Origin of the sequence: Streptomyces sp. GD-15H, assembly GCF_045291515.1 — a bacterium.
Taxonomy (GTDB): Bacteria; Actinomycetota; Actinomycetes; order Streptomycetales; family Streptomycetaceae; genus Streptomyces.
The window spans coordinates 6194336-6219707 of sequence record NZ_CP149447.1 but is presented as its reverse complement, the minus strand read 5'-3'; the positions used below and the strand labels follow the sequence as shown (position 1 = coordinate 6219707).

Sequence of the window (25372 nt, the reverse complement as noted above, 5' to 3'; positions counted from 1 at the left end):
TCGGCGCGGCGATCGGCACCCGCCGGGCTGCTTCCGGCAGGCCGTGCTCCTCCTGCGCTGGTTCCTCGGCGGCGCCCGCCTGGACCCGACTCGCTCGGGACAACGGCCTGTCGTCCTCCACCGCCTACCGCTCTCGGCACGAGGGGCTGATGGTCCTGGCCGCCGGGGCATCGGATCTGCACACCGCGCTGGAGCGGGCGAAGGCGGCCGGCCTGACCCACCTCAGCCTGGACGGCACGGTCATCCGCACCGACCGGGTCGCGGCCCCGGGCCCCCATGGGGCGACCTGTGGTGGTCCGGGAAGCCTCGGCACCACGGCGGCAACGTGCAGGTCGTCTCCACCCCCGACGGCCGGCCGATCCGGGGCTCGCCGGTGCGACCCGGCCGCGAGCACGACACCACCCGCGCGCCACGACGGCCTGATCGACGCGCTCGACCGCCTCGCCGACCGGCCGGGCATGCCGACCCTGGTCGATCTCGAGTACGAGAACGCCGGGGACGGCTTCCGCCACCCGGTCAAGAAGCCCGCGGGAGGCACGCTGACCGAGGCCCAGCAGACCTTCAACAAGGTCATCCGAGGCATCCACGGCGTGTGCGAACGGGTCACTCCCTGCTCAAGACCACCTTCAAGGCCCTGCGGCGGGTCAGCCTCGACCCCGGCCGGATCACCCAGATCACCGCCGCGGCCCTCGTCCTGCTCCGACTCGAGTACGACCGCACCATCTGAAAGTTCACACAACGTCGTGATCTATTACCGGGAAAGGCTCATTGGCCTCACCCCGGCTACGAACTGGCCACCCAACAACCAAGATCAGCCGTTAAATTGACACACCCTGGCCATGACACCCACCTGCGTGTGAAGATCCTTCTCGCACAAATGATCTATCGATGGAGATGCGATGAGGATTATCCGCTTCAAGAAGAAGATGGCCGCCTGCGCTACGTCATTCGCAGCAGTGGCAGCTGTGATGGCGACCGCCGGTCCGGCGAATGCGGCGGAATACACCGTCATGGACAACTGTGACGTTCCATGGATCACCTGCTCGTACGGTGATCTGCGGCTGTTTTACAACTCGAAGGACATTGCCATCCAGAATGGCTACTACAAGTCGGCGTTCACGATGTACTACAGCAACGTTTCCGACCACTGGGGTACGAGCCAGTACCAGGGATCGACGCTGACGACCTACCGGTACGTCTTCGGCAATGGCGGCAATGGCAACGGCCAGTACATGAAAAACAATGCGGCGTCCGTGGAGAACTGCGCCCCAGCCGACAACTACCGCGTGTATTACAACTCCGGCTACGGCGGCACATCTCAGTACTTCGCGAAGAACGGGCCCTACGGAGACTGCAACATCACCAACCTGATCTCCGCCCTGAAGAACAACAACGCGTCCTCCCACTTCGCATAAGAAGGAACCCCCCGTGAAGCACATCAAGCGGACCGCCACCGCAGTAGCCCTGACCGCTTCAGCTCTCCTGGTCAGTGCCTGCTCCTCCGGCACGACCCCGGACACCACGCAGAACGCGGCCGACGGCAAACCGATCGTGAACAAGGAAAACTGGCCCAAGAAGACCCCCACCAGTGGCCTGACCAAGGATCTGACCCTTCCACTGGAGGCGTACATGGCCTCCTACGAGGAGCAGGTCACCGTCGAGCAGGCCGCCAGCGATCTTCAGCAGTCCTGTATGAAGGACTATGGCATCGACCTGACGCTGCCGCGAGCGGGCGCCAACCCGCCGCCCAGTGACAACGACGCCAACATTGAACGCCGTTATGGCATCACCGACCGGGCCGAGGCCGAGAAGTACGGCTACGAGCTCCCCCGGCGCTGCAGGAGCACACCAAGCAGACCCTGCGTGATCTGTCCGGTGTCGAGGTCGAGGTCCTGACCGGCCACACCAAGCCCGAACCGCCCAAGGCCCCCAAGGCGGGAGAGCCGTTCGCCAGCCCCGGCCAGGGCACGAAGCCCGCTCGGGCGGAGTACAACGGAAAGAAGTTGAAGACGGGCGGTTGCATCGGCTGGTCCAAGAATCAACTCGGCGTACAGGAAGCCGACCCGACCTTCGTGGCGCAGCTCGCCGGGGACAGCCTGGTGCAGTCGATGAAGGACGACAAGGTCTTCAAGGCCATCGCCGCGTGGTCTTCATGCATGGACGGCAAGGGACACAAGGGACTTGCCGATCCGTACAAGGCGATGGACCAGGGTGTCACCAACGACGGGGAGCCGACGCAGGAGTCCATCGCTCTGGCGGTCGACGACATCGACTGCAAGAAGCAGACGGATCTGGTGAAGATCTGGTTCGGTGTGGAGTCTGCGATCCAGGGCAAGCAGATCGCCGGCAACAAGAGCCAGCTGACCGGCATCAAGGAACAGCACGGCAAGGAAATCGCCGCGGCGCGCAAGCAGATGGCGGATTCCGCTCAGTGAGGTCTGTTGCAGTGGTGCCCGGACCGTACATGGTCCGGGCACTGTGCCTGACGACGACGTGTGTGCCGGCTGCCGGGTGTACGGACGGCGCCGCTGACAGGGCCCCGCGTCGCAGCGGTCGGCGACTCCGAGCGCGGAGCAGAGCAGGCCGCAAGTGCGTCCATCGCCTGTGGCTTCGGTGCACTCCGAAGGCCGTACGCGTGTCTTGGAGTACGGAGACCTGATCGTGCGTGCCACACCGGAGAGCAGCGGTGTGCGTACCGAGATCGAGGTAGCCAATACCTACAAGCGGGATGCGACGTACTCGGTCCAGATCAGCATCGCTGACGGTGAGGGCTGGACCGCGGGGCGCTTCCGCAGGTGAGCGGGGCGTGACCACAAGATCGAAGCTCCATTGGGGTGGGTAACCGGGCAAGTCGCCCTGAGCCAACGGAGCTTCGATGAATCGTCAGTCTTCCACTCTGCTGCCGTGGTGGAGTGTGTGTCCGGCGTTTCGGAGCCGAGCATGCTGCTGCGGCGGTTGGCGGAGGTGAAGGGTCCGCGTGACCGTCGGGGCCGGCGGTTCCCGTTGAGCGCATTGCTGCTGCCTCACCGCACCCGGCTACCGCGCCGAGATGAACCAGCGCTTCACCACCTGGAAGCAGGCCACCGGCACGGCCACGCCGGTCTGACAACGGCCATTCGCCGGGGCGACATGAGGCGATACCTGAGCTGACGCTCTGTCACCAACGCCCAATTGCATTAATGGGACAGCGCCTTCTCGGCTCCACTCACTTTCACTCTCAGTAAGGATGTGCGGCATGGCCGACGAAATGGTGCTCCGAGCGCAGAGATTCGTGAATGAAACCTACGGCAGTGTCATCGGTATGACGGTGGAGGAAAACGGGCAGACAGGCTGGAACACCATGTACGCCCTCACCCGGGCACTCCAATACGAGCTGGGAATCGGCTCCCTCTCCAACAGTTTCGGCCCGACCACCCTGTCCACGCTCCAGGCGAAGTACCCGGCGATCAACGCGTCGACGGTCCCCTCGGGGGACTTCTGCCGGATCATCCAGGCGGGCCTGTACTGCAAGGGCTACGACGGCGGCGGCATCGACGGGACCTTCAGCTCCCGCGTCGAGACCTCCCTGGCCCAGCTCAAGTCCGACATGGGCGTCGACCAGATCTACCCGGGCGGCGATCTGACACCGAAGGTGTTCAAGGGCCTGCTCAACATGGACGCCTACGTCACCGTCAACGGCGGCTCGGGCACCGTCCGGAGCGTGCAGCAGTGGCTCAACGGCCGGTTCGTGGGCCGGCGGGACTACTACATCATCCCCTGCGACGGCCACCATTCGCGCGATGTCGCCAAGTCCATGCTGTTCGCCGTCCAGTACACCCTGGGCATGGCCGACGGCGTGGCGAACGGCGTGTTCGGGCCGGGGACGCGGGCGGGACTGAGGGAGCACACGGTGTCCTCCGGCTCCACCGGCGTGTGGGTGCAGCTGTTCTCCGCCGGGATGGTCCTCAACCAGCGCCCGGTCTCCTTCACCAGTACCTTCACCTCGGCGCTGGCAGCCGCCGTCAGCGACTTCCAGGCGTTCGTCAAGCTGCCCGTGACGGGCAGCGGAGACTTCTCCACCTGGGCCTCTCTCCTGGTCTCCTACGGGGACCAGGACCGCGACGGCGAGGCCTGCGACGGTGTCACCAAGATCACCCCGGACCGGGCCCAGACGCTGAAGGCGGCGGGTATCAAGTACGTCGGGCGCTATCTGACCAACCCCAGCACCACCAGCTTGCCCGAGAAGGCGATCCAGCCGGGTGAGCTGCAGACCATCGCCGACAGCGGGCTGCGCTGCTTCCCGATCTACCAGACCTACGGCCGGGACGCCGACGGCTTCACCTATCCGTCCGGACGTGCCGCGGGGCAGGCGGCCGTGAACGCGGCCCTCGACCACGGGTTCAAGCGGGGGACCCGGATCTTCTTCGCGGTCGACTTCGACGCCCTCGACTACCAGGTCACCGACCACGTGCTCCCGTACTTCAAGGGCATCGAGGACGCGATGGCGGGCAACGGGAACGTCTTCGAGGTCGGCGTCTACGGGCCGCGCAACGTGTGCACCCGGGTCGGGGAGGCCGGACACGCGACGGCCTCGTTCGTCTCCGACATGTCGTCGGGATTCTCGGGCAACTTCGGCTATCCGCTGCCCGCCGACTGGGCCTACGACCAGATCGTCACCCGGACCATCGGTTCCGGGTCCGGCGCCATCAACATCGACATCAACATAGCCTCCGGCCGCGACACGGGCCAGGGCTCCTTCGACCCGCCGGCCTTGAAGAGCCAGGACGTCCTGTTCAACACGGCGTACTGGCCTGGGCTGCTCGCCGACATCCGCAACTACATGGAGTCCATCGGCTTCCCCGAGTCGGACGGACGCTTCTACACCACCACCGAGTGCCTGGAGACCATCATCTCGGGCGACGTCGCGGTGACCAACACGGCACGGGCGTACGGCATGCGCAAGGCGCTCATCCAGACCACAGCGTTCTGGGAGTTCCGGCACTACGGCAACGAGGACCTCGGCAAGGACGCCGGGGTGTGGTTCTACCACAACGGCTACATACCGGACTGGGCGAAGGACCTGCCCAAGGTCGAGGAACTGCGGGACAGCAGCACTGGCGTGGCCCAGATGTTCGGCTTCGTCGGCATCCTCGCCTGGAACAACTCCATCCGCCGAGGATTGGTCACCGGCACGCCGAAGGACACGGCCAAGGACGCCGACATCTTCAGCGTGTGGGACCAGCTCCGCACCGACAACGACTTCGCCCTCACCAGCGTCGGCCACGCTCACATCTGGGCGGCCGACGGCAAGCCGGGCGGTGACGAGGAGGAGGCCCTGGACCGGATCCCCACGCTCGACTACACGGACTCGGAGATCTACGAGGTCCTGCGCCGGTACCAAGGGCCGGAGGAGCCCGCCTTCACCGACGCCCGCAAGCGCATGCCGCTCTATTACATCTTCGAAAAGTACAACAGGATGATGCGGTGACCCCCGGCGTGCCCCCGATCACGCGGGCGTCCGGCGAGAGCGCGGGCGGCGGCATCGGCACGATCGCGTTCGTCTTCGTCCTGCTGGTCGGACTCTTGGTCGTCGTCAGCCTGATCGCCTACCTGTGCTCGTCCGTCGCACGCCGCGAGCAGCTGCCGGGCACCGGCAGACTCTGGTTCAGGGCCGGCATCGTCCTGAGCGTCTGCGCGGCCGTCTGCGTGTATCTGTGGGGCGTGCTCCACATGCCCTCCGACGAGGGCGTGTACCTGCGCAAGGCATGTGTGAAGGCGGGCGGGGAGGCGAAGGCGGCCCGGGTCGACAGCTACGAGACGAGCTTCGTCCCGCTCCGCTTCGTCTGCCGCATCGACGAAGGCGGCAGCTACTCCCCCATCCCGCCGTGGATCAACCCTGCCGTGGGCGCGCTGGCCTCGCTGGCCCTGATCACCGGGGCGGCGGCCGGTGTGGCCCGCGAGGGAACCGGACGCCGCATAGAGCAGACCACTCCGAAAGGGAACCCATGACCAAGTCCAATCTGTCCCGTCGCAGCCTGCTCGCCCGGTCGGGCGCGGTGGCCAGCGCGGCACTCCTGGCCTCCGTGGCCGGGTCGGTGGTGCTCTCCACACCGGTGTACGCCGACTCCTCGGCCACCACACCCACCGGTGAGGACATCCGCAAGGCCCTGAGCCGCTACCAGCGCAACCGGGACCGGGTGCGCAGCGGCAGGCCGAGCCCCAACGGCTGGGAGATGGAGAAGACCACGGACGGCGGCGGGAGCGTCTGGACCCGCCCGGTTCCCGGCACCCCGCTCAGCGGTGTCGCCGTCCGCATCGGAGAGGTGGAGACCGTGCTGGTCCATGTGATCCGCCGCTTCCACTACGAGGTCGACCAGCTCCGCAAGGGCGAGGTGACCGGCTGGCGCAGTCCGGGCAAGGTCCACAAGGGGCTGCCCGAGGGCAATCAGGCCTCCGGCACGGCCGTGCGGATCCGCCCGGAGTTCTATCCCGCGGGGGCGAAGGGCGGGTTCTTCCCGCCGCAGCTCGTGGTGATCCGCGACATCCTCGCCGAGCTCGACGGCGTGGTGCGTTGGGGCGGCGACGACCGCCGTACCGACGAGTCCCTCTTCTACATCGACGTCAAGCCTGGTGATCCGCGGCTGACCGCGCTGGTGGAGAAGCTCCGCACCTGGCAGGACACCCCGAGCGAGGGCGCCGGGACACCGGTCGACGTCCTGGCCGACGACCGGCGCGCGGCCGCGAAGGCGCTGCAGCGCAGCCAGCGGGGATCGTAACTTGTCGAAGTAACTTCCCGCGGTCCGCTGCCCTTTCGGGCGGCGGGCCTTTGGAAACCCTAACGAAATGATCTCCAACCTCGATTCGTCTGCGGCCTGACGGCCGCAGGTGATCCGGCGGATTGCCCTGGTTTGCCCTTCCGGTGAGGCTGAGGGTCTTCGCATGCGCTGCGGGGACGTCGGGTTCCACGGGCCCGAGGTGGCGCGGCCCCTCCTTCCTGCCTTCGTCGGAGTGGTGTCGGATCGTCAGGTGACGGGTCGAGTTCCTTCGGCGCGGGCATCGTCTGTCCCCCGTTTTCGATCCGGTGCAACGAAAACCATTACCACTGGTGAGCGTAGCGTCACGTACCGATGAGCGTGGGGAGAGTCGGGGGCATCACGAAGGAAAAACACCGTATTCATGGCACCACAGGAACGTACGAGGCGCGCAGCCGCGATCCAGGACGCCGACGGGGCCAGGAACGAACTCTCCAGGGCACTGGACGACGCCGGTGTGCTCCTGCCCTCGTTGGGGCTCGACACCGTCTCGCTGGCCAGCGGCTATCTGCCGCCGCTGGTGGACCTCGGACGCTGCAATCCGGGCACGGCGCGCAAGTTGGCGGGGCGCCGCGGGAAGGTCGTCGCACCGCCGAGCTGAGTGCCAGGGTGCGTGAGGTGAACCGGCGGAGTGAGCAGCGGACTTGACAGCACACTCCGCGCACGGCGAGGGCCCGCCGCTCCCAGGAGGCAACAGCGGGCCCTTCGGCGGGGCGGGTCGTCAGGCCCGCGTCCACCACACCGTCGTGTCGGCCGGTACGTTCGTTCCGTCGGCCGCCGGGGCCGCGTCGCCGCTGGTGAGCAGGACCCGTCCGTACGCCGGAGTCGTCACCGGCTCCCCCGTGGTGTTCGCGACGCACACGAACTCCCCGCGGCGGAAGGCGAGTACACCCTCCGGCGCCGGCAGCCACTCCACCGCGTCACCCGCACCCAGGTCGGCCTGCTCCCGGCGCACGGCGAGCGCGGCGCGGTACAGCTCCAGGGTCGAACCGGCCGCTCCGGTCTGCGCCTCGACGCTCAGCTCGCCCCAGTCCTCCGGCTGCGGCAGCCAGCTGCCGCCGGACCCGAAGCCGTACGACGAACCGGCGCGGGTCCACGGGATCGGCACCCGGCACCCGTCGCGGAAGCCGTCCTGGCCCTCGCCCCGGAAGTACGCCGGGTCCTGGCGCACCTCGTCCGGCAGGTCCACGACGTCCGGCAGGCCCAGTTCCTCGCCCTGGTAGACGTAGGCCGAGCCGGGCAGCGCCAGCATCAGCAGCGTCGCCGCGCGGGCCCGGCGCAGTCCCAGCTCCCGGTCGCCGGGCAGCCGGATCTGGGTGCCGAGGCCGGGCGGGTTGCCGAAGCGGGTGGCGTGCCGGGTGACGTCGTGGTTGGACAGCACCCAGGTGGCGGGGGCGCCGACCGGGCGCATGGCGTCCAGGGTGCGGTCGATGACCTCGCGCAGTTCCTCGGCGTCCCAGTGGGTGCCCAGGTACTGGAAGTTGAACGCCTGGTGCAGCTCGTCGGGGCGGACGTAGTTGGCGGTGCGCTCGACGGTCGGCGTCCAGGCCTCCGCGACGAAAATCCTCTCGCCCGAGTACTCGTCCAAGATGAGCCGCCACTGCCGGTAGATGTCGTGCACGCCGTCCTGGTCGAAGAACGGCATGACATCGTTGCCCAGCAGCTTCAGCTGCTCGTGCGATCCCAGGTCCGGCAGGCCCTCGGCCTTCACCATGCCGTGGGCGACGTCGATGCGGAAGCCGTCGACGCCCATGTCCAGCCAGAACCGCAGGATGGAGCGGAACTCGTCGCCGACGGCCGGGTGCTCCCAGTTGAAGTCGGGCTGCTCCGGGGCGAAGAGGTGCAGGTACCAGTCCCCCGGGGTGCCGTCGGGCTCGGTGACCCGGGTCCAGGCCGGGCCGCCGAAGATCGACTCCCAGTCGTTGGGCGGCAGTTCGCCGTTCGCGCCCTTGCCGGGCCGGAAGTGGTAGCGGTCCCGCGCCGGCGAGCCGGGGCCCTCGGCGAGCGCACGCTTGAACCACTCGTGCTGGTCGGAGGAGTGGTTGGGCACGATGTCGACGATGATCCGCAGGCCCAGTTCGTGGGCGTCCCGGATCAGCGCGTCCGCGTCGAGCAGGTTGCCGAACATGGGGTCGACGGCACGGTAGTCGGCGACGTCGTAGCCGGCGTCGGCCTGCGGCGAGGCGTAGAAGGGGCTGAGCCACACGGCGTCCACCCCGAGGTCGCGCAGATACGGCAGGCGGGAGCGGATGCCCTCCAGGTCTCCCATGCCGTCGCCGTTGCTGTCGGCGAAGCTGCGCGGATACACCTGGTAGATCACCGCGTCGCGCCACCAGTCGTGGCGCCTGGCGACGGTGGCTACGGCAGCGTCGGTCGTCGGGGTGGGGGCCGGGGCGGCGGCGTGCTGCTGGCTCATGTCGTCCTTGAATACGTGGGGTCGGTCAGGGAGGCGAGTGGGGCCGAGGAGGCGGGGGACGGGCGGCGGGAGACGAGGCGGCCGCGGTGCCGGCGGGGTTTGGGGTCCCCCCTGCTCGAAGAGCTCGGGGAGGACACCGCGGCCGCCTACCCCGCGCGGCACAGCGCGCGGGAGTCGCCGGACGGAGGGCGTCAGCCCTTCGTGCCGCCCGCGGTGAGGCCGGCCACCAGGTTCTTCTGCACGAGGTAGAAGAACGCGGAGACGGGTATCGCGATCAGGACCGCGGTGGCGGCCATCAGGTGGCGCTGGGCGTCGTGCTCGCTGACGAAGCTCTGCAGACCGACGGCGAGCGTGTACTTCTCGTCGTCGAGCATGAACGTCGTGGCGAAGGCGACCTCGCCGAACGCGGTGATGAAGCTGTAGAAGGCGGCGACCGCCAGGCCCGGCTTGGCGAGCGGCAGGATCAGCCGCAGGAACGTGCCGAACGGGGACAGCCCGTCGACCCGGCCCGCCTCGTCGATCTCGAACGGAATGGTGTCGAAATAGCCCTTCATCAGCCACGCACAGTACGGCACCGCGGTCGAGCAGTAGACGAGGATGAGGCCGAAATAGGTGTCGATCAGCTGAAGGTCGGACAGGATCTGGTACATCGGGACCATCAGGACGGCCACCGGGAACATCTGGGTGACCAGCAGGACCCACATGAACTTCTTGTACCCGGGGAACCGCATCCGGGACACCGCGTACCCGGTGGTGGCGGCGACCAGGACGCCGATGACGGTGGTGCCGAGCGAGACGATCAGCGAACTCTTCAGCCAGTCGAAGAAGTTCGTGTTCTGCAGCACGAACGCGTAGTTGTCCAGCGTCATCTTGCCCCAGATGCCGCCGGGGCGCAGGTAATCGTCCTTGTCCGGGCCGAGGGACAGGAAGACCAGCCAGGCGACCGGGAACAGCGCGACGAGGCTCGCCACGATCAGGATGCCGTGCGAGCCGAGGGCGCCGCCGCGGCTGATCTCACCGCGCCGCCGTGTCCCGGCAGGCGGGGCGTGGTCCTCCCGGCCGGCTTGCCCGTCACCACGGCCGGCGGTGGGGTGTCGAGGGTGCTCATGGGGGCTCCTGCCTCAGATCGCGAGCTGCTGCTCATTGCGGTTCAGCCAGCGGCGGTAGAAGGAGGTGAAGACGATCAGGACGGCCAGCAGCAGCATGCCGTAGGCCGCGGACTGCGCGAAGTCGCGCGGCTGCTGCCCGAAGCCCAGGTAGTAGGCCCAGGTGACGAGGATCTGCGCGTCCGGCGCGGTGTTGCCGAACAGCAGGAAGATGACGGCGAACTGGTTGAAGGTCCAGATGATGCCGAGCAGCACGACGGTGGAGCTGACCGAGCGCAGGCCCGGCAGGGTGACGTGGCGGAACCGCTGCCAGGCGGTGGCCCCGTCCATCTCGGCCGCCTCGTACAGCGTCCCGTCGATCGACTGGAGGCCGCCGAGCAGGGAGACCATCATGAACGGCACACCGCACCAGGTGTTGACCATGATCGCGGCGAACCGCTGCCAGAAGGTGTCCTCGAGCCACAGCGGCGTCGGCAGGCCCAGGGACTCCAGGCCCGAGTTGATGATGCCGCTGTCGGCGAGCATGAACCGCCAGCCGAAGACGGTGACGAAGGTGGGCACGGCCCACGGGAGGATCAGGATCAGCCGGTAGAAGGTGCGGCCGCGCAGCTTCTGGTTGAGCAGCAGGGCCAGGCCCAGACCGATGGTGTAGTGCAGGCCGACGCAGGCCGCCGTCCAGACGATCGTCCAGATGAAGTGCGACCAGAAGCGGTCGTACGACGTCTCGCCCCAGAGGATGTCGGCGTAGTTGTCCAGGCCGATGAACTTGTACGTGGCCTCGATCTCGTTGACGCCGATGGTGCGGGCCGAGTTGAGGCTGTTGGCGTCGGTGAGGGTGAGGTAGAAGCCGTACGCCAGGGGATACAGCACGAGGACGCCGAGCACGACGACCACGGGCACGATCATGGCGAAGGCGTACCAGTACTTCTGGTAGGCGTGCTTCAGGCGGCCGGCCCGACCGGCGCGGGGCGGGCGGTCACCGCTGCGCTTGCCGGTCGCGCGGTCGATGGCGACTGTCATGGTTCGGCACCTTCTGGATGATCAAGGGGTTCGGCACACAGGCCGGTGGCCGCCGGATCCTCCCCTCATGGCACAGGATCCGGCGGCAACGCGGGCTTACTTGCTGAAGTCCGGCACCAGCTTGGCGATGGCGGTCTCCGCGTCGCTCAGCCCCTTGTCCAGGGACTCCTTGCCGCCCGCGATCTGGGGCAGTTCCTCGTCGAGCGGACCCCACAGCGAGCTGTACTCGGGCAGCGCCGGGCGCGGCTGGGCGGCCTCGAGGACCGTCTGGTAGCCGGCGATGCCCGGGTCGGCCTTGACCTTGTCGGTGTAGGCGTCGTCACGCGTGGGCAGCGTGGAGTTCTTCAGCGCGATGGTCTCCTGGGCCTTGGCCGAGGTCATGAAGTTCACGAACTTCAGCGCGGCCTTCTGCTTCGCGGCGTCGGAGCCGGCGTAGACCGAGAGGTTGTGGCCGCCGGTCGGGGCGCCCGCCTTGCCGGTGGAGCCGGCCGGGACGGTGGCGATGCCCAGGTTCTCCTTGTCCTTGAAGGCCGAGCCCTTGTAGAAGTTGGTGATCTCCCACGGGCCCTGGATGATCGAGGCGACCTTGCCGTTGACGAACGCGTCCTGGATGTGGGCGTACGCGTCGGCGGTGGTGTCGGCCTTGTGCAGGCCCTTGCCGTCGAAGAGGTCCAGCCAGGTGCCGTAGGCCTTCTTGGCCTCGGGCGACTTCACGGTGATCTTCTCGGCGTCGGCGTCGATGGTGTCGGTGCCCTCGCCGTAGAGGAAGGACTGGGCGTAGTAGGCCTGGGTGGAGCCCCAGTAGCCGTCGACACCGGTCTTGTCCTTGAGGGTGGCGGCGGCCTTCTTCAGGTCGTCCCAGGTCTTGGGAGCCTCGACGCCGGCCTTCTCGAACAGTTCCTTGTTGTAGACGAAGGCGAGGGTGTCCGTGACGAACGGGACGCCGTAGACCTTGTCCTCGTACGTCGCCTGCTCGACCAGGTTGGACTTGAACGCGGCCTGGTCCTTCAGGGCCTCGGTGCCGTCCAGCGGCAGGAAGAAGCCCTTCTTGGCGAAGGCGGGGGTCCAGCCGACCTCGGAGCGCAGCACGTCGGGGGCGCCCTTGGAACCGGCGGCGGTGTCGAACTTGTTCTGCGCCTGGTCGAAGGGGACGTTGACGTACTTGACCTTGACGTCCTTGTTGGCGGCCTCGAACTCCTTGACCAGGGCCTGGTACGTCGGTGCCTCGTTGGTCGCGTTGGAGGTGTCCCACCAGGTGATGGTGACCGGACCGTCGGCCGTGTCGCCGCTGTCGCTGTCTCCGCCGCAGGCCGTCGCTGTGAGGGCGAGGGACGCCACCAGCGCGGTGGCCGCTATGCCACGCCGCATGAGTTCTCCTTGAGGGTGTGAAGCCCGTGTGTGCAGGGTGCGGCCCCGTCTGCCGTCCTGCCGACTGCCGACCGCGCCGATGGGGCCGCCGGGCGACGTGAACGTAACAGCGATGCAACCGTTCCGAAAGACCTTGCTGAAAAATTTTGCAGGAAGGCTCGACAGTTATGCCGTCGTGACCTCCCCTTGACCTGGTCCGGACGGCTCCTCGACCGCCGCCTGACCCCGGGTTTCCGGCCGCAGAACCGGAGTTCGGACTGTTGTGCAAAACTCTGCAAGTACTTGCCATCCGTTTCCGCCGGGGGAATCATCCGTTGCGGTACGGACGCCGATCACGACACGCCGACCACGACACGCCGACCACGACATGAGGGACAGCGATGACCCAGCAGCCCGCAGCGGGCCGTTCGACGGCACGCACCAGGCGTCCGGCCGGTGTGCAACGAGTGGGCCGACCGATACAGTCCGGTGCTGTGACCACACGTCTTGCCGACATCGCTGCTCAGGCCGGGGTGAGTGAGGCGACCGTCAGCCGCGTGCTCAACGGCAAGCCGGGCGTCGCCGCCACCACCCGCCAGTCCGTGCTCGCCGCCCTCAACGTCCTGGGCTATGAACGCCCGGTGCGGTTGCGGCAGCGCAGCGAGGGTCTGGTGGGTCTGATCACCCCGGAGCTGGAGAACCCGATATTCCCGGCCCTGGCCCAGGTCATCGGGCAGGCGCTGACCCGCCAGGGCTACACGCCGGTGCTCGCCACCCAGACCCCGGGCGGGTCGACGGAGGACGAGCTGACGGAGATGCTCGTGGACCGCGGGGTGGCCGGCATCATCTACGTCTCCGGGCTGCACGCGGACACCACCGCCGACATGCAGCGCTACGAGCGACTGCGCGGCCGGGGTGTGCCGTTCGTGCTGGTCGACGGCTTCTCCCCGAAGGTGCAGGCGCCGTTCATCTCCCCCGACGACCGGGCGGCGATGGCGCTCGCGGTCACGCATCTCGCCTCCCTCGGCCACACCCGCATCGGGCTGGCGCTCGGACCGAAGCGGTTCGTGCCCGTGCAGCGCAAGATCGAGGGCTTCGTACGCACCATGCAGGACCAGGTGGGCCTGGACGCCCAGACCGTGGAGACGGAGCTGGTCCAGCACTCCCTGTACACCCTGGAGGGCGGCCAGGCCGCCGCCACGGCGCTCATGGACCGCGGGTGCACGGCGGTGGTGTGCGCCAGCGACATGATGGCGCTGGGTGCGATACGGGCGGCGCGGCAGCGCGGTCTGGACGTGCCGAAGGACATCTCGGTGGTCGGCTTCGACGACTCCCCGCTGATCGCCTTCACCGATCCGCCGCTGACCACGGTCCGCAAGCCGGTCCCGGCGATGGGCCAGGCCGCGGTGCGCACCCTGCTGGAGGAAATCGGCGGGACGCCCGCTCCGCACAGCGAGTTCGTGTTCATGCCGGAGCTGGTGGTGCGCGGTTCGACCGCTTCGGCCCCTGGGGACCGAAATCGTCCTTAGGACGGAGGAACGCCCTCGCGCGTACCGCCCCGGCAGGAGGCGGCGGGCCTCTGCCCAGGGGGAACATGCGGGTCGGCACCGACCGGGTGATGATCTGCGGGAGGGGCTTTTCTGGCAGACTCTGTGCCCATGGGTGAAACGACGGTGACCACGCTGGAAGGCCGGGGAGACCGGGCCGCAGCGCAGCCCGTCGAAAGCGGGACGGGGCAGGGGCTCCTGCGCCGTCTGCGCACTCCCAGCCGGCCGCGGCTGTGGTTCGAGGTCCTGTTGATCGCGGTGAGCTACTGGACGTACTCACTCGTCCGCAACGCCGTGCCGGAGCAGAAGTCCAAGGCACTGCGCAACGCGGACTGGCTCTGGGACCTGGAGCGGCAGCTCGGTCTCGCCTTCGAGCAGTCGGTCAACCACGCGGTGCACTCGGTGACCTGGCTCGTGGTCGGCATGAACTACTACTACGCCACACTGCACTTCTTGGTCACGCTGGGTGTCCTGGTATGGCTCTACCGTAGTCATCCCGGTCGTTACGCGGCGACCCGGCTGGTGCTGTTCTCGACCACGGCCGTCGCCCTGGCCGGCTACTACCTGTTCCCACTCGCCCCGCCGCGCCTGATGAACGGCGGCGGTTTCATCGACACCGTCGTGGTCCACGAGACGTGGGGGTCGATGGCCTCCGGCGACCTGAAGAACATGTCCAACCAGTACGCCGCGATGCCGTCGATGCACATCGGCTGGTCGGTGTGGTGCGGGCTGACCCTCTTCGCGCTGTCGACCGTCCCGTGGGTGCGGGTCCTGGGGCTGCTGTATCCGGCGGGCACGCTGGTGGTCATCGTCGCCACCGCCAACCACTTCTGGCTGGACGCGGTGGGCGGCCTGCTCTGCCTCGCCTTCGGCTACGCGCTGGCGACGGTCTGGTACGGCGGCCGCCCGTACGCCTTGCCGAGACGCGTACCGGACGACGGCGGCGGGAGCCTCGTCGGCACGGGCAGCGGAGACGGGGGCCCGGACGGCCAGGAGCCGGACAGCAGGGGCCCGGACAGCGGGAACGCGGGCGTGGTGGGTCCCCGTGCCCCGGATGCCGCCCTGGTCCCGGGCGGCACCCGCACCCCGGACGGCTCCCGCACCCCGGGCGCCTACGACCCGCCGTAGAACAGTTCCTCCATCACGCCCCGCGCCCTGCGGGTCGTGCGCCGATACGTGTCGAGCATGTCGCCGGCGTGGCCGGGACCGTAGCCCAGGTAGCGGCCGACGGCGGCCAGTTCGCGGGGGTCGGCGGGGAAGGTGTCCCCGCCCGCCCGCGGACCAGCATGACCGCGTTGCGCACGCCGGTGGCCAGCACCCACGCCTCGTCGAGGGTGCCCGCGTCCTCCGCGGAGATGAGCTCCGCCGCGTGGGCGGCGGCCAGCGCCTCCCGGGTCCTGGTCGTGCGTAGGCCGGGCTCCCGCGCGCCGTGCCGCAGCTGCATCAACTGCACGGTCCACTCCACGTCGGACAGACCGCCCGGACCGAGCTTGGCGTGCAGCTTGGGATCGGTGCCCCGCGGCAGCCGTTCGGACTCCATCCGGGCCTTCAGGCGGCGGATCTCGCGCACCGCCTCCTCGTCGAGCCCGGCGGTCGGGTAACGCAGCGGTTCGATCAGCTCGATGAAGCGGCGGCCGAGTTCCTCGTCGCCGGCGACGTGCTCGGCGCGCAGCAGCGCGTGCCGCTCCCATACCAGGGACCAGCGGCGGTAGTACGCCTCGTACGACTTCAGGGTGCGCACCAGCGGCCCGGACCGGCCCTCCGGACGCAGGTCGGCGTCGATGAGCAGGGGCGGGTCGGCGCTGGGCAGCTGAAGCAGTCGGCGCATCTCGGCGACGACCTTGCCTGCCGCGTCGGCCGCCTCCCGCTCGTCCACGCCGTCGCGCGGTTCGTGGACGAACAGGACGTCCGCGTCGGAGCCGTAGCCCAGCTCGTGGCCGCCGAAGCGGCCCATGCCGATGATCGCGAAGCGGGTGGGGAGGGTGTCCCCCAGCCCTCCCGGACGACCGCGCGCAGGGTGCCGGCGAGGGTGGCGGCGGTCAGGTCGGACACGGCGCCGCCGACCAGGTCCACCAGGGCGCCCTGGTCGGCCTCGGCGGGCTGGGACTCGGTGCCGTAGGAGCCGATGATGTCGGTGGCGGCCGTACGGAACAGCTCGCGGCGGCGTACCCCGCGGGCGGCCGTGACCGCCTGGGCCGCGCCGTCGGCGCGGCCCACCGCGGCGAGGATCTCCTGCTCCAGGTGGGCGCGGGAGCGTGGCCTGAGGCCCCCGGCCTCCCCGTCGCCGAGCAGGGCCACCGCCTCGGGGGCGCGCATCAGCAGGTCGGGGGCGAGCCGTCCGGCGGACAGCACCCGGGCCAGGTTCTCGGCGGCGGCGCCCTCGTCCCGCAGCAGCCGCAGGTACCAGGGGGTCTTGCCGAGCGCGTCCGAAACCTTGCGGAAATTGAGCAGGCCGGCGTCCGGGTCGGCGGAGTCGGCGAACCAGCCGAGCAGCACGGGCAGCAGGGTCCGCTGGATGGCCGCCTTGCGGGTCACGCCGGACGCCAGCGCCTCCAGGTGCCGCAGGGCGGCGCTGGGGTCGGCGTAGCCGAGGGCGACCAGCCGCTCCCGGGCCGCCTCCGCGCTGAGCCGGGCCTCGCCGGGGGCGAGCTGGGCGACCGCGTCGAGCAGCGGCCGGTAGAACAGCTTCTCGTGCAGCCGCCGTACGGCGGTGGTGTGCCGCTTCCACTCGCGGGTCAGGCTCGCCACCGGGTCGTTGCGCATGCCCAGGGAGCGGCCGATGCGGCGCAGATCGGCCTCTTCCTCCGGGACCAGGTGGGTGCGGCGCAGCCGGTACAGCTGGATGCGGTGTTCGAGGGAGCGCAGGAAGCGGTAGGCGGCGTCGAGCTGGGCGGCATCGGCGCGGCCGACGTAGCCGCCGGCGGCGAGGGCCTTCAGTGCGTCGAGGGTGGTGCCGCTGCGCAGGGAGGGATCGGTGCGGCCGTGCACCAGCTGGAGCAGCTGCACGGCGAACTCGACGTCGCGCAGCCCGCCGGGGCCGAGCTTGAGCTGGCGGTCGACCTGGGCGGTCGGGATGTTCTCGACGACCCGGCGGCGCATCTTCTGGACGTCGGCGACGAAGTTCTCCCGCTCGGCGGCCTGCCACACCAGCGGCTGGAGGGCGGCGACGTACTCCTCGCCGAGGGCGGGGTCGCCGGCCACCGGGCGGACCTTGAGCAGCGCCTGGAACTCCCAGGTCTTGGCCCAGCGCTGGTAGTAGGCGCGGTGCGAGGCGAGGGTGCGGACGAGGGGGCCGTTGCGTCCCTCGGGCCGCAGGTTGGCGTCGACGGGCCAGATGGTGCCCTCGACGGTGTTCTCGGAGCAGATCCGCATCATGTGCGAGGCCAGCCGGGTCGCGGCCCGCAGGGCCTTGTCCTCGTCGGCGCCGCCCACCGCCTCGCCGACGAAGATGACGTCGACGTCCGACACGTAGTTCAGCTCGTGCCCGCCGCACTTGCCCATCGCGACCACCGCGAGCTTGCACAGGGCGGTGTCCTCGGGCGCGTCGGCCTCGGCGAGCGCGAGGGCGGCCCGCAGGGTGGCGGTGGCCAGGTCGGCGAGTTCGGCGGCGGTCTCGGACACCTCGATGGTGCCGCAGACGTCCCGGGCGGCGATGGACAGCAGGCAGCGCCGGTAGGCGACGCGCAGCGACACGGGGTCGGTGACGTCCGCGAGGCCGTGCTCGAACTCGGTCAGGCCGGGGTGCAGGTCCCGCGCCTCGTACGTGACGAGTGCCCGCCAGTCGCCGGCGTGCCGGGCGAGGTGGTCGGCCAGGGCCTCGGAGGCGCCGAGCACACCGAGCAGCCGGTCGCGCAGCGGCTTGGCGGCGATCAGCGTGTCCAGCACTTCCTGCCGGGCGGGGGCGGTGGTCTGCGCCTCCAGCAGCCGGACCAGCCCGTGCAGCGCGAGATCGGGGTCGGCGGTCGCGCCGAGCGCGTCCAGCAGCACCGGATCGTCGCGCACGGGCACCAGCTCGGGAGCGTCCAGCAGCCGCTCGGCGGCGGACGGGTCGGTGAAACCGTGCCGCAGCAGCCGCGTGAAGGTACTGCTCCTGCGCCCCGGCGCCGACGTCATCCCCGGCCTCCCTCGGTCCTCGGATCACGGTGGTCGTACTGGCGACGAGCCTATCGGCACCGTCGGAGCCCGGCCCCGGGACGGCGTGCGATGAGTTCCGGGGGCGTGCGGTGTCTGACCTTTCGAGGAGAAAGAGAATCCTGCCGCCCCGAACCCGATTGCCGAGGTACTCATGACCGACCGAACACCCGGGACGGGCACTCCCCCCACGTCCCCGGAGGCCCGTGTCGACCCGCGTTACAGCGATCCGAAGGCGACCGCGCTCCCCTGGTCCGAGGTCCGGACGCTGCTCGCCGGGGCGGAGCTGTTCTGGATCTCGACGGTCCGTCCGGACGGCCGCCCCCATGTGACCCCGCTCCCCGCCGTCTGGTCGGACGGGGCGCTGCACTTCTGCACCGGGCCGGGGGAGCGCAAGGCCCGCAACCTGGCGGCGAACCCGCACGTCGTCCTGACGACCGGCACCAACACCTGGAACCGGGGCTACGACCTGACGGTGGAGGGCGAGGCGGTGCGGGTCGCCGACGACGGCCGGCTGCGCGAACTGGCGGCGGCGTGGGAGAGGAAGTACGGCAGCTTCTGGCACTTCGAGGTCCGGGACGGGTACTTCCACCACGGCCCGGGACACGCCGTCGTGTTCTCGGTGGCGCCGCGTACCGTTTTCGGCTTCGGTAAGGGGGAGCCGTTCAGCCAGACGAGGTGGCGGTTCACGTGATGCCGGTGCCGACGCCCGCCGGGCAGCCAGCCAGCCCGGACAGCCAGCCAGACAGCCACAGGAGCCGTGCCCATGGACATGACCTTCGAAGTGCTCCCGCTGCCCGTCAGTGACATCGATCGGGCGCGGGACTTCTACCGGGACAAGGTCGGCTTCCACGTCGACATCGACCAGGAGGTCATGCCGGGCATGCGCATCGTCCAGCTGACTCCTCCCGGCTCCGGCTGCTCGATCGCCCTCGGCGACGGCATCTGGGAGATGACGGGCGGTCCCCGCCCCGCCCCCGGCTCCTACCAGGGCCTCCAGCTCTGCGTCGCCGACATCAAGGCGGCCCGCGCCGAACTGACCGGACGGGGCCTGGAGGTCTCCGAGCCGGTCGAGTACGCCCCGGACGACGGCGCCACGTTCATGTACTTCAAGGACCCGGACGGCAACGGCTGGGCCGTCCAGGAGTACCGCCGCCGTGCGACGGAACCCTTGCACCGGCTCCTGGCGGACCTGGCGGCACAGGCGACCCGGGCCGACGGCCGGAAGTAGGACGAAGGCCGCCCGCGAGCGGCGGGACGGGTGAGGGAACCCGTCCCGCCGCTCGCGCGGGGGAGCCCCCGGGACGCGAGGGGACGTCCCGTCGTGGGGGCTCCGGACGCCGAGGGCTACCGCGCGCCGACGGTGGCCTCCTCGAGCGCCACCAGGTGCCCGGTGCCGCTGAGCGACGACAGTTCGATGTCGGTGACACAGCGCACCTTCACCAGGTTGAGCGTCAGCGTGCCCTCGATGTGCACGCTGCCGGTGCCTTTGTCGAAGTCCGCCCCGCCGAGGTCGCTGGCCGCCTCGTCGACGCGTACACCGAGGTCGGTGCCGCCGTCGGTGTCGGTGAACTTGATGAAGACGTATCCCATCTCGGTGATACGCCGCTGAAGGTCCCGCACCGAGGGCGACGGGCCGCCGACCGCTGTTTTCTGCCCCTCGACCGAGAGGCGTCCGACGAGTTCGTCCATGAGTGGCTCCTCTGTCACTGTCGCGAACATTTCCTGACCGGGCCGGTCGTCAGCCGGCCGTCTTCTCCATCTGCAGGCGCAGGCTCTTGGGGCGCATGTCGACCCAGACCTCCTTGACGTACTCGAGGCACTCCTCCTTCGAGCCGGCCGTCCCCGTCTCTCGCCAACCGTCGGGGACGGCGAGGTAGGTCGGCCACAAGGAGTACTGCTCCTCGTCGTTGACGAGGACCTTCATCTGCTGTGCTTCCATTGCCGGGCTCCAGCCTCTGTGCTGTCGGGCTCTGTGCTGTCGGGATTGCGGTACGCGGCCGCCGGGTCAGGCGGAACGGGGGAAGAGCCAGGGCGCCTGCTGCCCGCGGCGCTGCTCGTAGGCGAGGATCTGGTCCTTGTGGGAGAGGGTCCAGCCGATGTTGTCGAGCCCCTCCATCAGGGAGCTCTTCTTGAAGGGGTCGATCTCGAAGCGGAAGGTCTGCCCGTCCGCGGTGGTCACGGTCTGGGCCGGCAGGTCGATGTGCAGCGTCGGCGAGGCACCGTCCGCCAGGCCCTTCGCGATCGTCTCGACCTCCTTCCCCTCCAGCCGGACCGGGAGGATGCTGCTGTTGAAGCAGTTGTTGTGGAAGATGTCCGCGAAGCTCGGCGCGACGATGCACCGGAAGCCGAACTCCCGCAGGGACCAGGGCGCGTGTTCACGGGAGGAGCCGCAACCGAAGTTCTCCCCCGCGACGAGGACGGAGGCGCCCTCGTACCGGGGCGCGTTCAGCGGGAAGTCCGGGTCGGGAGTGGTCCCGTCCTCGAGGTAGCGCCAGTTCCCGAACAGGTGCCGGCCGAAGCCGGTGCGGCTGATCGACTTGAGGAACCGGGCGGGGACGATGTCGTCGGTGTTCACGTTGGACCGCATCAGCGGCACCGCGGTGCCGTCGTGCGTGATGAACTTCTCCATGGGGGTCCTTCCTCTACACGTCGCGGACGTCGGCGAAACGGCCTGCCACGGCCGTGGCGGCCGCCGTCACCGGGCTGACCAGATGGGTGCGGCCGCCCCGGCCCTGACGTCCCTCGAAATTGCGGTTGCTCGTCGAGGCGCAGCGCTCGCCGGCGGAGAGGCGGTCCCCGTTCATGGCGATGCACATGCTGCAGCCGGGCTCACGCCACTCGAAGCCCGCCTCGCGGAAGATGTCCGCCAGCCCCTCCGCCTCGGCCTCGCGGCGGACGGCCATGGAGCCGGGGACGACGATGGCGCGCACGCCGGGCGCCACCTTCTTGCCGTCGACGAACCGGGCGGCCAGCCGCAGGTCCTCCAGCCGCGAGTTGGTGCACGAGCCGATGAACACGGTGTCGACGCCGATGTCGTCGACCCGCTGGCCGGGCTCCAGGCCCATGTACTCCAGGGCCTTCTCCATCTCGGCGCGCAGGGCGGGGTCGCTCTCGGTGGCCGGGTCCGGGACGGTGCCCGTGATGTCGGCGACCATGCCCGGGTTGGTGCCCCAGGTGACCTGCGGCACCAGGTCGTCGACGTTCAGGTGGTGTTCCGCGTCGTAGCGGGCGCCGGGATCGGCGGCCAGCTGCTTCCACTGCTCGGCGGCGAGCTCGAAGAGCTCTCCGGAGGGCGCGTAGCGGCGGCCGCGCACGTACTCGATCGTGACGTCGTCGGGGGCGACCATGCCGGCCCGTGCCCCCGCCTCGATGGCCATGTTGCACAGGGTCATGCGGCCCTCGATGGTCAGCGACTCCACGGCGGAGCCGGTGAACTCGATGACGTGGTGGGTGCCGACGTCGGTGCCGAGCCGGCGGATCATCGCCAGGGCGATGTCCTTGGCGGTCACCCCGGGGGCCAGGGTGCCGTCGATGCGGATGTTCATGGTCCGGGGCTTCTGCTGGAGCAGGCACTGCGTGGCGAGGACGTGCTCCACCTCGCTGGTGCCGATGCCCATGGCGAAGATGCCGAGGGCGCCGTGCGTGGAGGTGTGGGAGTCGCCGCAGACGACGGTCATGCCGGGCAGCGACAGGCCGAGTTCGGGGCCGATGACGTGCACGATGCCCTGGTCGTCGTCGTTCATGCCGAGGAGCTGGACGCCGAAGTCGCGGGCGTTGTCCTCCATCTTCTCGATGCAGATGACGCTCTGCTGGTCGATGACGTCGATGAGCCGGCGTCCCGGCACCGTGGGCACGTTGTGGTCGATCACCGCGACCACGGTCTCGGGGCGGTGCACCGGGAGGCCGCGCTCGGTCAGCCCGGCGAACGCCTGCGGTGAGGTCGCCTCGTGCGTGAGGTGCCGGTCGATGTAGAGCATCGGTATCTCGCCGGGTTCGTCACGCACCACGTGTGCGTCCCAGATCTTGTCGAACATCGTGCGTGGCATCGTGCGGTGTCTCCTTTTTGGGGGGCGTTGCGTGACGAGAGGGAGGGCTCGGCTCAGGCCGGGTGGGCGGCGGGCGTCTTCGCGAAGCCCGCTGCGAGCTCCTCGGAAGTCAGTTCGCGGCCCAGCTCGTTGGCGCGGGCGAGCAGTCCCTGGACGGCTTCCGTGGACAGTTCGCGGGGGTCGCGTCCGCTCAGCATGCAGGCGAGGCGCACGGAGCTCTGGCCGCTCCACGGGCTGACGGCCACGGACAGGGCGCCGCCGACGGACGCCGGGTCCACGGCGGAGTACACGGTGCGCGACATCTCCAGCAGCCGGGCCTCGAGTCCGGGGTTGCCCGCCGCTCGGGCCCGGTCGGCGAGGTGGTGGGCCTTGAGGATGGCGTCCGTGTGGATGCCGGAGGAGGTGTGGCTGTAGCGCTTGCCGAGCACGCCGTGCTCCGGGGGCTCGACGCCGACCATCTCCTGGTAGCAGGTGATCAGTTCGAGCAGTCGGGACATGTCCCAGGAGACGGGAAGGCCGGCCTCCGCCTGGATCGCGGCGAAGTTGAGGACGATCTCCTCCAGGGAGGCGTTGCCGGAGCGCTCGCCCACCCCGCGCGACACGACGTGGATCCGGCTGGCGCCGGCCGCGACCGCCGCCATGGCGTTGCCCAGGGCGTTGCCGGTGTCGCGGTGGCCGTGCCAGTCCACCTGCATGTCCGGCACGCCCAGCGCGTCGAGTTCGTCGCGGATGAAGCGGATGATCCGGTAGGTGCCGAGCGGCCGGATGACTCCGATGGTGTCGGCGAGGGCGACGGTGTAGGCGCCGCTCTCGACCTGGGTGCGGGTGATCGCCCGCAGGTCCTCGGGGGAGGTCTGGGTGGTGTGTTCGGTGCCCGCGATGACGGGGATGCCCATCTCCACGGTCTTCTTGATGAACGTCTCGATCCTGGTCAGGATGAAGTCCAGGTCCCAGCCCTGGACGAGGCGTCTCGACGGCGCGCTGCCCATGAAGACGACGGACTCGAGCGCGGGGTGGATCTCCTTGCACTCGACGGTCCATTTGAGGGAATCCTCCGTGCACATGGAGAGCACGGAGGGCACGATGCCGGGGAGTTCGTCCCGCATCCGCGCCAGCAGCTGCTTCATCCGCTCGTTGATCCGGTCGGCGTTGCCGGGGTAGATCCCGACGGTGGCGTACTTGATCCCGAAGCCGTGGAGAAGGTGCAGGTAACGCATCATGTCGTCGACCGACGGGTAGCCGGATATGCCCTGGAGGCCGTCACGCAGACACTCCGAGAGGACGTGGGCCTTGGCGACCTGACCGGCCAGCGGCTCACCGGGGATGCTCGTCGGCAGCGGCGTCAGGGGGCTCGGGTCCCGGTTCCAGTTGAAGTTCACCGGGACGTCGAGGGAGTTGATGTCACCTGCGGTGCTGTCCGTGGTTCCTTGTGCGTCCTTCTGCATGGTCTCTCCATTTCGGAAACTCTTTTGCCGTCGACGGCGCGACGAGGAAACGATGCGTGGGTCAGTCCATGACGACCGGGTGGATTCCGACCGAGAAGCGGATGTAGTCGTCGGAATAGCCGAAGGTGGATCCGGGAATTCCGGCGACACCGGTCTTCTCGAGGACCGAGAAGCAGTCCTCACCCGGCCTGAGCCGGCTCCAGGTGTAAATGGTCGCGTCGTCGGCGAGATGGATGTGCTCGAAGAGGTGGTGCTCCTCGTCGAAGAGATGGAGTTGGGTGCGCAGCCGGGAACGGCGCAGCCGGTAGAGCCCACGGATCTTCTCGAGCAGTTCGGGATGCCGGCTGAAGAGTGTGTGATATGCCATGAAGCGCAGCTGCCACTCCCCGGGAAGGCAGCTCACACTGTTCATCCAGCTCGATCGCATGGCGACGGAGAATTCGGTGTCGCCGAAGACGGCCCAGCCGAATCGTTCTCCGGTCAGGGTGAAGGTCTTGGAGAAGCTGTTCACGTAGATCATCCGGTCGCTCACCTCGGGGACCGAGGCCAGGCCGCGCATGCGTGCCTCGTCCTCGGCGGGGCGGCCGGTGCCGACGTAGGCGAGGTCCGCGAGCACGTGGACGTGGTGTCCCCGGTCGGCGAAACGCCGGACGACCTCCATGAGCGCCGCGAGTTCGTCGGGCGTGTACGCGAGGGAGGTCGGGTTGTTCGTCACGGTCAGGTAGACGACGGTGATGTCCGGGTTCTCCCGCAGGTGCCGGGCGAGGAGCTCGTCGGTCAGCTTGAACTGCTCCTCGGCCCGGGTCCGTACCCGGTGCAGCCGGTACCCGTAGGTCACGGCCTGCAGTTCCGGCATGTTGAATCCGGGAGCGGCGAAGAGGACCGCGCCGGGCGACTCGGAGCGGCGCCGGGCGAAGAGCGCCAGTCCTCGCAGGATCTTGTCGATGCAGTCCGTGGCTCCCAGACCGAGTGCCACCTGGTCCGCGGACGCGGTGACGCCCCACTGCCGCATGTCCGCCGCCAGCCGGCCGCGCAGGAGTGGGTTGCCGACGCCCTGGATGTCGTAGACGCGGGGGTCGTATCCGGCGTCGAGGAGCAGCCGCTCCTCCTCCGTCATCCGGTCCCGCAGCCAGTGGTAGCCCTTCCCGGACGCCGTCCAGCCGCTGAGGTCCTCGCCGGGCAGGGCGATGCCGAGTTCGTCGCCGAGGAGCCGGTAGTCCTGGGGACCGCCCTCCTCGCCCTCGCGCTCGGTGATGAGCCGTACGTTGACGTCGCCGATGGTCCGGTTGACGATCTCGAGCCGGGTGGCCATGGGGTCGAACCCGCGGGCCGCGCACTCCCGTTCGAGGTCGTCGACGAGACGTGCCATGACCCGGATGGGCGGCTCGGCGGTGTCACCCTGCCCGTCCCGGTGGCGCCGCACCATCTCCTCGCGGGCCTCGCGCACCAGTCGGCGCTGCTCGTCGAGACCGGTCGGCGCGGCCGGGGAGGAAGTCTGTGACGTCGTCATGCGCGGGCAA

At 69.2% G+C, this 25372-nt stretch carries 23 protein-coding genes and 2 pseudogenes; 13 read left to right on the top strand and 12 right to left on the bottom strand.

Features of this window, described 5'->3' with window-relative positions; genetic code table 11:
• Positions 1–19 precede the first annotated feature (19 nt).
• The 9 genes and pseudogenes from WJ438_RS29365 to WJ438_RS29325 form a co-directional block, all read left to right on the top strand.
• Positions 20–727: pseudogene (locus tag WJ438_RS29365) on the top strand (transposase family protein); the annotation flags it as partial.
• A 172-nt stretch (positions 728–899) separates the two neighbouring features.
• Positions 900–1415: a hypothetical protein gene (locus WJ438_RS29360; protein ID WP_406727892.1), complete on the top strand. Its 516-nt coding sequence runs from the start codon at positions 900–902 to the stop codon at positions 1413–1415.
• A gap of 13 nt (positions 1416–1428) precedes the next feature.
• Complete coding sequence (locus WJ438_RS29355) at positions 1429–1896, top strand: hypothetical protein (RefSeq protein WP_406727891.1); 468 nt, start codon at positions 1429–1431, stop codon at positions 1894–1896.
• 107 nt (positions 1897–2003) lie between these two features.
• Positions 2004–2435, top strand: coding sequence for a hypothetical protein (locus WJ438_RS29350; RefSeq protein ID WP_406727890.1), 432 nt, complete (start codon positions 2004–2006; stop codon positions 2433–2435).
• A 226-nt stretch (positions 2436–2661) separates the two neighbouring features.
• Complete coding sequence (locus WJ438_RS29345) at positions 2662–2799, top strand: hypothetical protein (RefSeq protein WP_406727889.1); 138 nt, start codon at positions 2662–2664, stop codon at positions 2797–2799.
• Positions 2800–3235: 436 nt separating this feature from the next.
• Positions 3236–5467 (top strand): glycoside hydrolase domain-containing protein, encoded by a 2232-nt coding sequence (locus WJ438_RS29340; protein ID WP_406727888.1) that lies wholly within the window; start codon positions 3236–3238, stop codon positions 5465–5467.
• Entirely contained in the window at positions 5464–5988 is a 525-nt protein-coding gene (locus tag WJ438_RS29335; protein ID WP_406727887.1) for a hypothetical protein, read from the top strand. Before WJ438_RS29340 ends, WJ438_RS29335 begins: the two co-directional genes overlap by 4 nt.
• Positions 5985–6755, top strand: coding sequence for a hypothetical protein (locus tag WJ438_RS29330; protein ID WP_406727886.1), 771 nt, complete (start codon positions 5985–5987; stop codon positions 6753–6755). Before WJ438_RS29335 ends, WJ438_RS29330 begins: the two co-directional genes overlap by 4 nt.
• 400 nt (positions 6756–7155) lie before the next feature.
• Positions 7156–7392 (top strand): hypothetical protein, encoded by a 237-nt coding sequence (locus WJ438_RS29325; protein ID WP_406727885.1) that lies wholly within the window; start codon positions 7156–7158, stop codon positions 7390–7392.
• 120 nt (positions 7393–7512) lie between these two features.
• Here WJ438_RS29325 and WJ438_RS29320 read toward each other — a convergent pair whose 3' ends face one another.
• The 5 genes from WJ438_RS29320 to WJ438_RS29300 all read right to left on the bottom strand — a co-directional run bounded on the left by WJ438_RS29320 (position 7513) and on the right by WJ438_RS29300 (position 12701).
• Entirely contained in the window at positions 7513–9207 is a 1695-nt protein-coding gene (locus tag WJ438_RS29320) for a glycoside hydrolase family 13 protein (protein WP_406727884.1), read from the bottom strand.
• Positions 9208–9398: 191 nt separating this feature from the next.
• Entirely contained in the window at positions 9399–10220 is an 822-nt protein-coding gene (locus tag WJ438_RS29315; protein ID WP_406729845.1) for a sugar ABC transporter permease, read from the bottom strand.
• The gene (locus WJ438_RS29310) at positions 10181–10315 is read right to left on the bottom strand and encodes a hypothetical protein (protein ID WP_406727883.1); all 135 of its coding nucleotides are present in this window, start codon (positions 10313–10315) and stop codon (positions 10181–10183) included. Before WJ438_RS29310 ends, WJ438_RS29315 begins: the two co-directional genes overlap by 40 nt.
• Before the next feature lie 13 nt (positions 10316–10328).
• Positions 10329–11333, bottom strand: a complete 1005-nt coding sequence (locus WJ438_RS29305) for a carbohydrate ABC transporter permease (protein ID WP_406727882.1) — start codon at positions 11331–11333, stop codon at positions 10329–10331.
• A 96-nt stretch (positions 11334–11429) separates the two neighbouring features.
• The gene (locus WJ438_RS29300) at positions 11430–12701 is read right to left on the bottom strand and encodes an extracellular solute-binding protein (protein ID WP_406727881.1); all 1272 of its coding nucleotides are present in this window, start codon (positions 12699–12701) and stop codon (positions 11430–11432) included.
• A 473-nt stretch (positions 12702–13174) separates the two neighbouring features.
• On the opposite strand from WJ438_RS29300, the gene WJ438_RS29295 reads away from it, so the two are divergent.
• Positions 13175–14209: a LacI family DNA-binding transcriptional regulator gene (locus WJ438_RS29295; protein WP_406727880.1), complete on the top strand. Its 1035-nt coding sequence runs from the start codon at positions 13175–13177 to the stop codon at positions 14207–14209.
• 129 nt (positions 14210–14338) lie between these two features.
• On the top strand, positions 14339–15355 hold the full coding sequence (locus WJ438_RS29290; RefSeq protein ID WP_406727879.1) for a phosphatase PAP2 family protein: 1017 nt from the start codon (positions 14339–14341) through the stop codon (positions 15353–15355).
• On the opposite strand, the pseudogene WJ438_RS29285 reads toward WJ438_RS29290, so the two are convergent.
• Positions 15340–18340: pseudogene (locus WJ438_RS29285) on the bottom strand (bifunctional [glutamine synthetase] adenylyltransferase/[glutamine synthetase]-adenylyl-L-tyrosine phosphorylase). The gene WJ438_RS29290 and the pseudogene WJ438_RS29285 sit on opposite strands and share 16 nt — an antisense overlap.
• A 172-nt stretch (positions 18341–18512) precedes the next feature.
• Here WJ438_RS29285 and WJ438_RS29280 point away from each other — a divergent pair.
• Positions 18513–19052 carry a pyridoxamine 5'-phosphate oxidase family protein gene (locus tag WJ438_RS29280; protein ID WP_406727878.1) on the top strand — a complete coding sequence of 180 codons (540 nt, stop codon included), beginning with the start codon at positions 18513–18515 and terminating at the stop codon, positions 19050–19052.
• A 72-nt stretch (positions 19053–19124) separates the two neighbouring features.
• Positions 19125–19589, top strand: coding sequence for a VOC family protein (locus tag WJ438_RS29275; protein ID WP_406727877.1), 465 nt, complete (start codon positions 19125–19127; stop codon positions 19587–19589).
• 116 nt (positions 19590–19705) lie between these two features.
• Here WJ438_RS29275 and WJ438_RS29270 read toward each other — a convergent pair whose 3' ends face one another.
• The 6 genes from WJ438_RS29270 to WJ438_RS29245 all read right to left on the bottom strand — a co-directional run bounded on the left by WJ438_RS29270 (position 19706) and on the right by WJ438_RS29245 (position 25362).
• Positions 19706–20050 carry a hypothetical protein gene (locus WJ438_RS29270; protein ID WP_406727876.1) on the bottom strand — a complete coding sequence of 115 codons (345 nt, stop codon included), beginning with the start codon at positions 20048–20050 and terminating at the stop codon, positions 19706–19708.
• A 49-nt stretch (positions 20051–20099) separates the two neighbouring features.
• Positions 20100–20300, bottom strand: coding sequence for an MbtH family protein (locus WJ438_RS29265; protein ID WP_406727875.1), 201 nt, complete (start codon positions 20298–20300; stop codon positions 20100–20102).
• Positions 20301–20366: 66 nt separating this feature from the next.
• Entirely contained in the window at positions 20367–20990 is a 624-nt protein-coding gene (gene leuD / locus WJ438_RS29260) for a 3-isopropylmalate dehydratase small subunit (RefSeq protein ID WP_406727874.1), read from the bottom strand.
• A gap of 13 nt (positions 20991–21003) precedes the next feature.
• Positions 21004–22407, bottom strand: a complete 1404-nt coding sequence (leuC, locus tag WJ438_RS29255; protein ID WP_406727873.1) for a 3-isopropylmalate dehydratase large subunit — start codon at positions 22405–22407, stop codon at positions 21004–21006.
• Positions 22408–22460: 53 nt separating this feature from the next.
• Complete coding sequence (locus tag WJ438_RS29250) at positions 22461–23852, bottom strand: hypothetical protein (RefSeq protein ID WP_406727872.1); 1392 nt, start codon at positions 23850–23852, stop codon at positions 22461–22463.
• Positions 23853–23913: 61 nt separating this feature from the next.
• A complete protein-coding gene (locus tag WJ438_RS29245) occupies positions 23914–25362 on the bottom strand; it encodes a pyridoxal phosphate-dependent aminotransferase (RefSeq protein ID WP_406727871.1) in 1449 nt (482 codons plus the stop codon).
• Between the last annotated feature and the right edge of the window lie 10 nt (positions 25363–25372).

Coding starts and splice junctions, on each gene's coding strand:
- WJ438_RS29360 (WP_406727892.1), top strand. CDS start 900: ATGAGGATTATCCGCTTCAAGAAGAAGATGGCCGCCTGCGCTACGTCA.
- leuD (WP_406727874.1), bottom strand. CDS start 20,990: ATGGAGAAGTTCATCACGCACGACGGCACCGCGGTGCCGCTGATGCGG.
- WJ438_RS29280 (WP_406727878.1), top strand. CDS start 18,513: ATGACCGACCGAACACCCGGGACGGGCACTCCCCCCACGTCCCCGGAG.
- WJ438_RS29325 (WP_406727885.1), top strand. CDS start 7,156: ATGGCACCACAGGAACGTACGAGGCGCGCAGCCGCGATCCAGGACGCC.
- WJ438_RS29250 (WP_406727872.1), bottom strand. CDS start 23,852: ATGCAGAAGGACGCACAAGGAACCACGGACAGCACCGCAGGTGACATC.
- WJ438_RS29275 (WP_406727877.1), top strand. CDS start 19,125: ATGGACATGACCTTCGAAGTGCTCCCGCTGCCCGTCAGTGACATCGAT.
- WJ438_RS29330 (WP_406727886.1), top strand. CDS start 5,985: ATGACCAAGTCCAATCTGTCCCGTCGCAGCCTGCTCGCCCGGTCGGGC.
- WJ438_RS29320 (WP_406727884.1), bottom strand. CDS start 9,207: ATGAGCCAGCAGCACGCCGCCGCCCCGGCCCCCACCCCGACGACCGAC.
- WJ438_RS29300 (WP_406727881.1), bottom strand. CDS start 12,701: ATGCGGCGTGGCATAGCGGCCACCGCGCTGGTGGCGTCCCTCGCCCTC.
- WJ438_RS29290 (WP_406727879.1), top strand. CDS start 14,339: ATGGGTGAAACGACGGTGACCACGCTGGAAGGCCGGGGAGACCGGGCC.
- WJ438_RS29245 (WP_406727871.1), bottom strand. CDS start 25,362: ATGACGACGTCACAGACTTCCTCCCCGGCCGCGCCGACCGGTCTCGAC.
- leuC (WP_406727873.1), bottom strand. CDS start 22,407: ATGCCACGCACGATGTTCGACAAGATCTGGGACGCACACGTGGTGCGT.
- WJ438_RS29265 (WP_406727875.1), bottom strand. CDS start 20,300: ATGGAAGCACAGCAGATGAAGGTCCTCGTCAACGACGAGGAGCAGTAC.
- WJ438_RS29270 (WP_406727876.1), bottom strand. CDS start 20,050: ATGGACGAACTCGTCGGACGCCTCTCGGTCGAGGGGCAGAAAACAGCG.
- WJ438_RS29340 (WP_406727888.1), top strand. CDS start 3,236: ATGGCCGACGAAATGGTGCTCCGAGCGCAGAGATTCGTGAATGAAACC.
- WJ438_RS29310 (WP_406727883.1), bottom strand. CDS start 10,315: ATGAGCACCCTCGACACCCCACCGCCGGCCGTGGTGACGGGCAAGCCG.
- WJ438_RS29305 (WP_406727882.1), bottom strand. CDS start 11,333: ATGACAGTCGCCATCGACCGCGCGACCGGCAAGCGCAGCGGTGACCGC.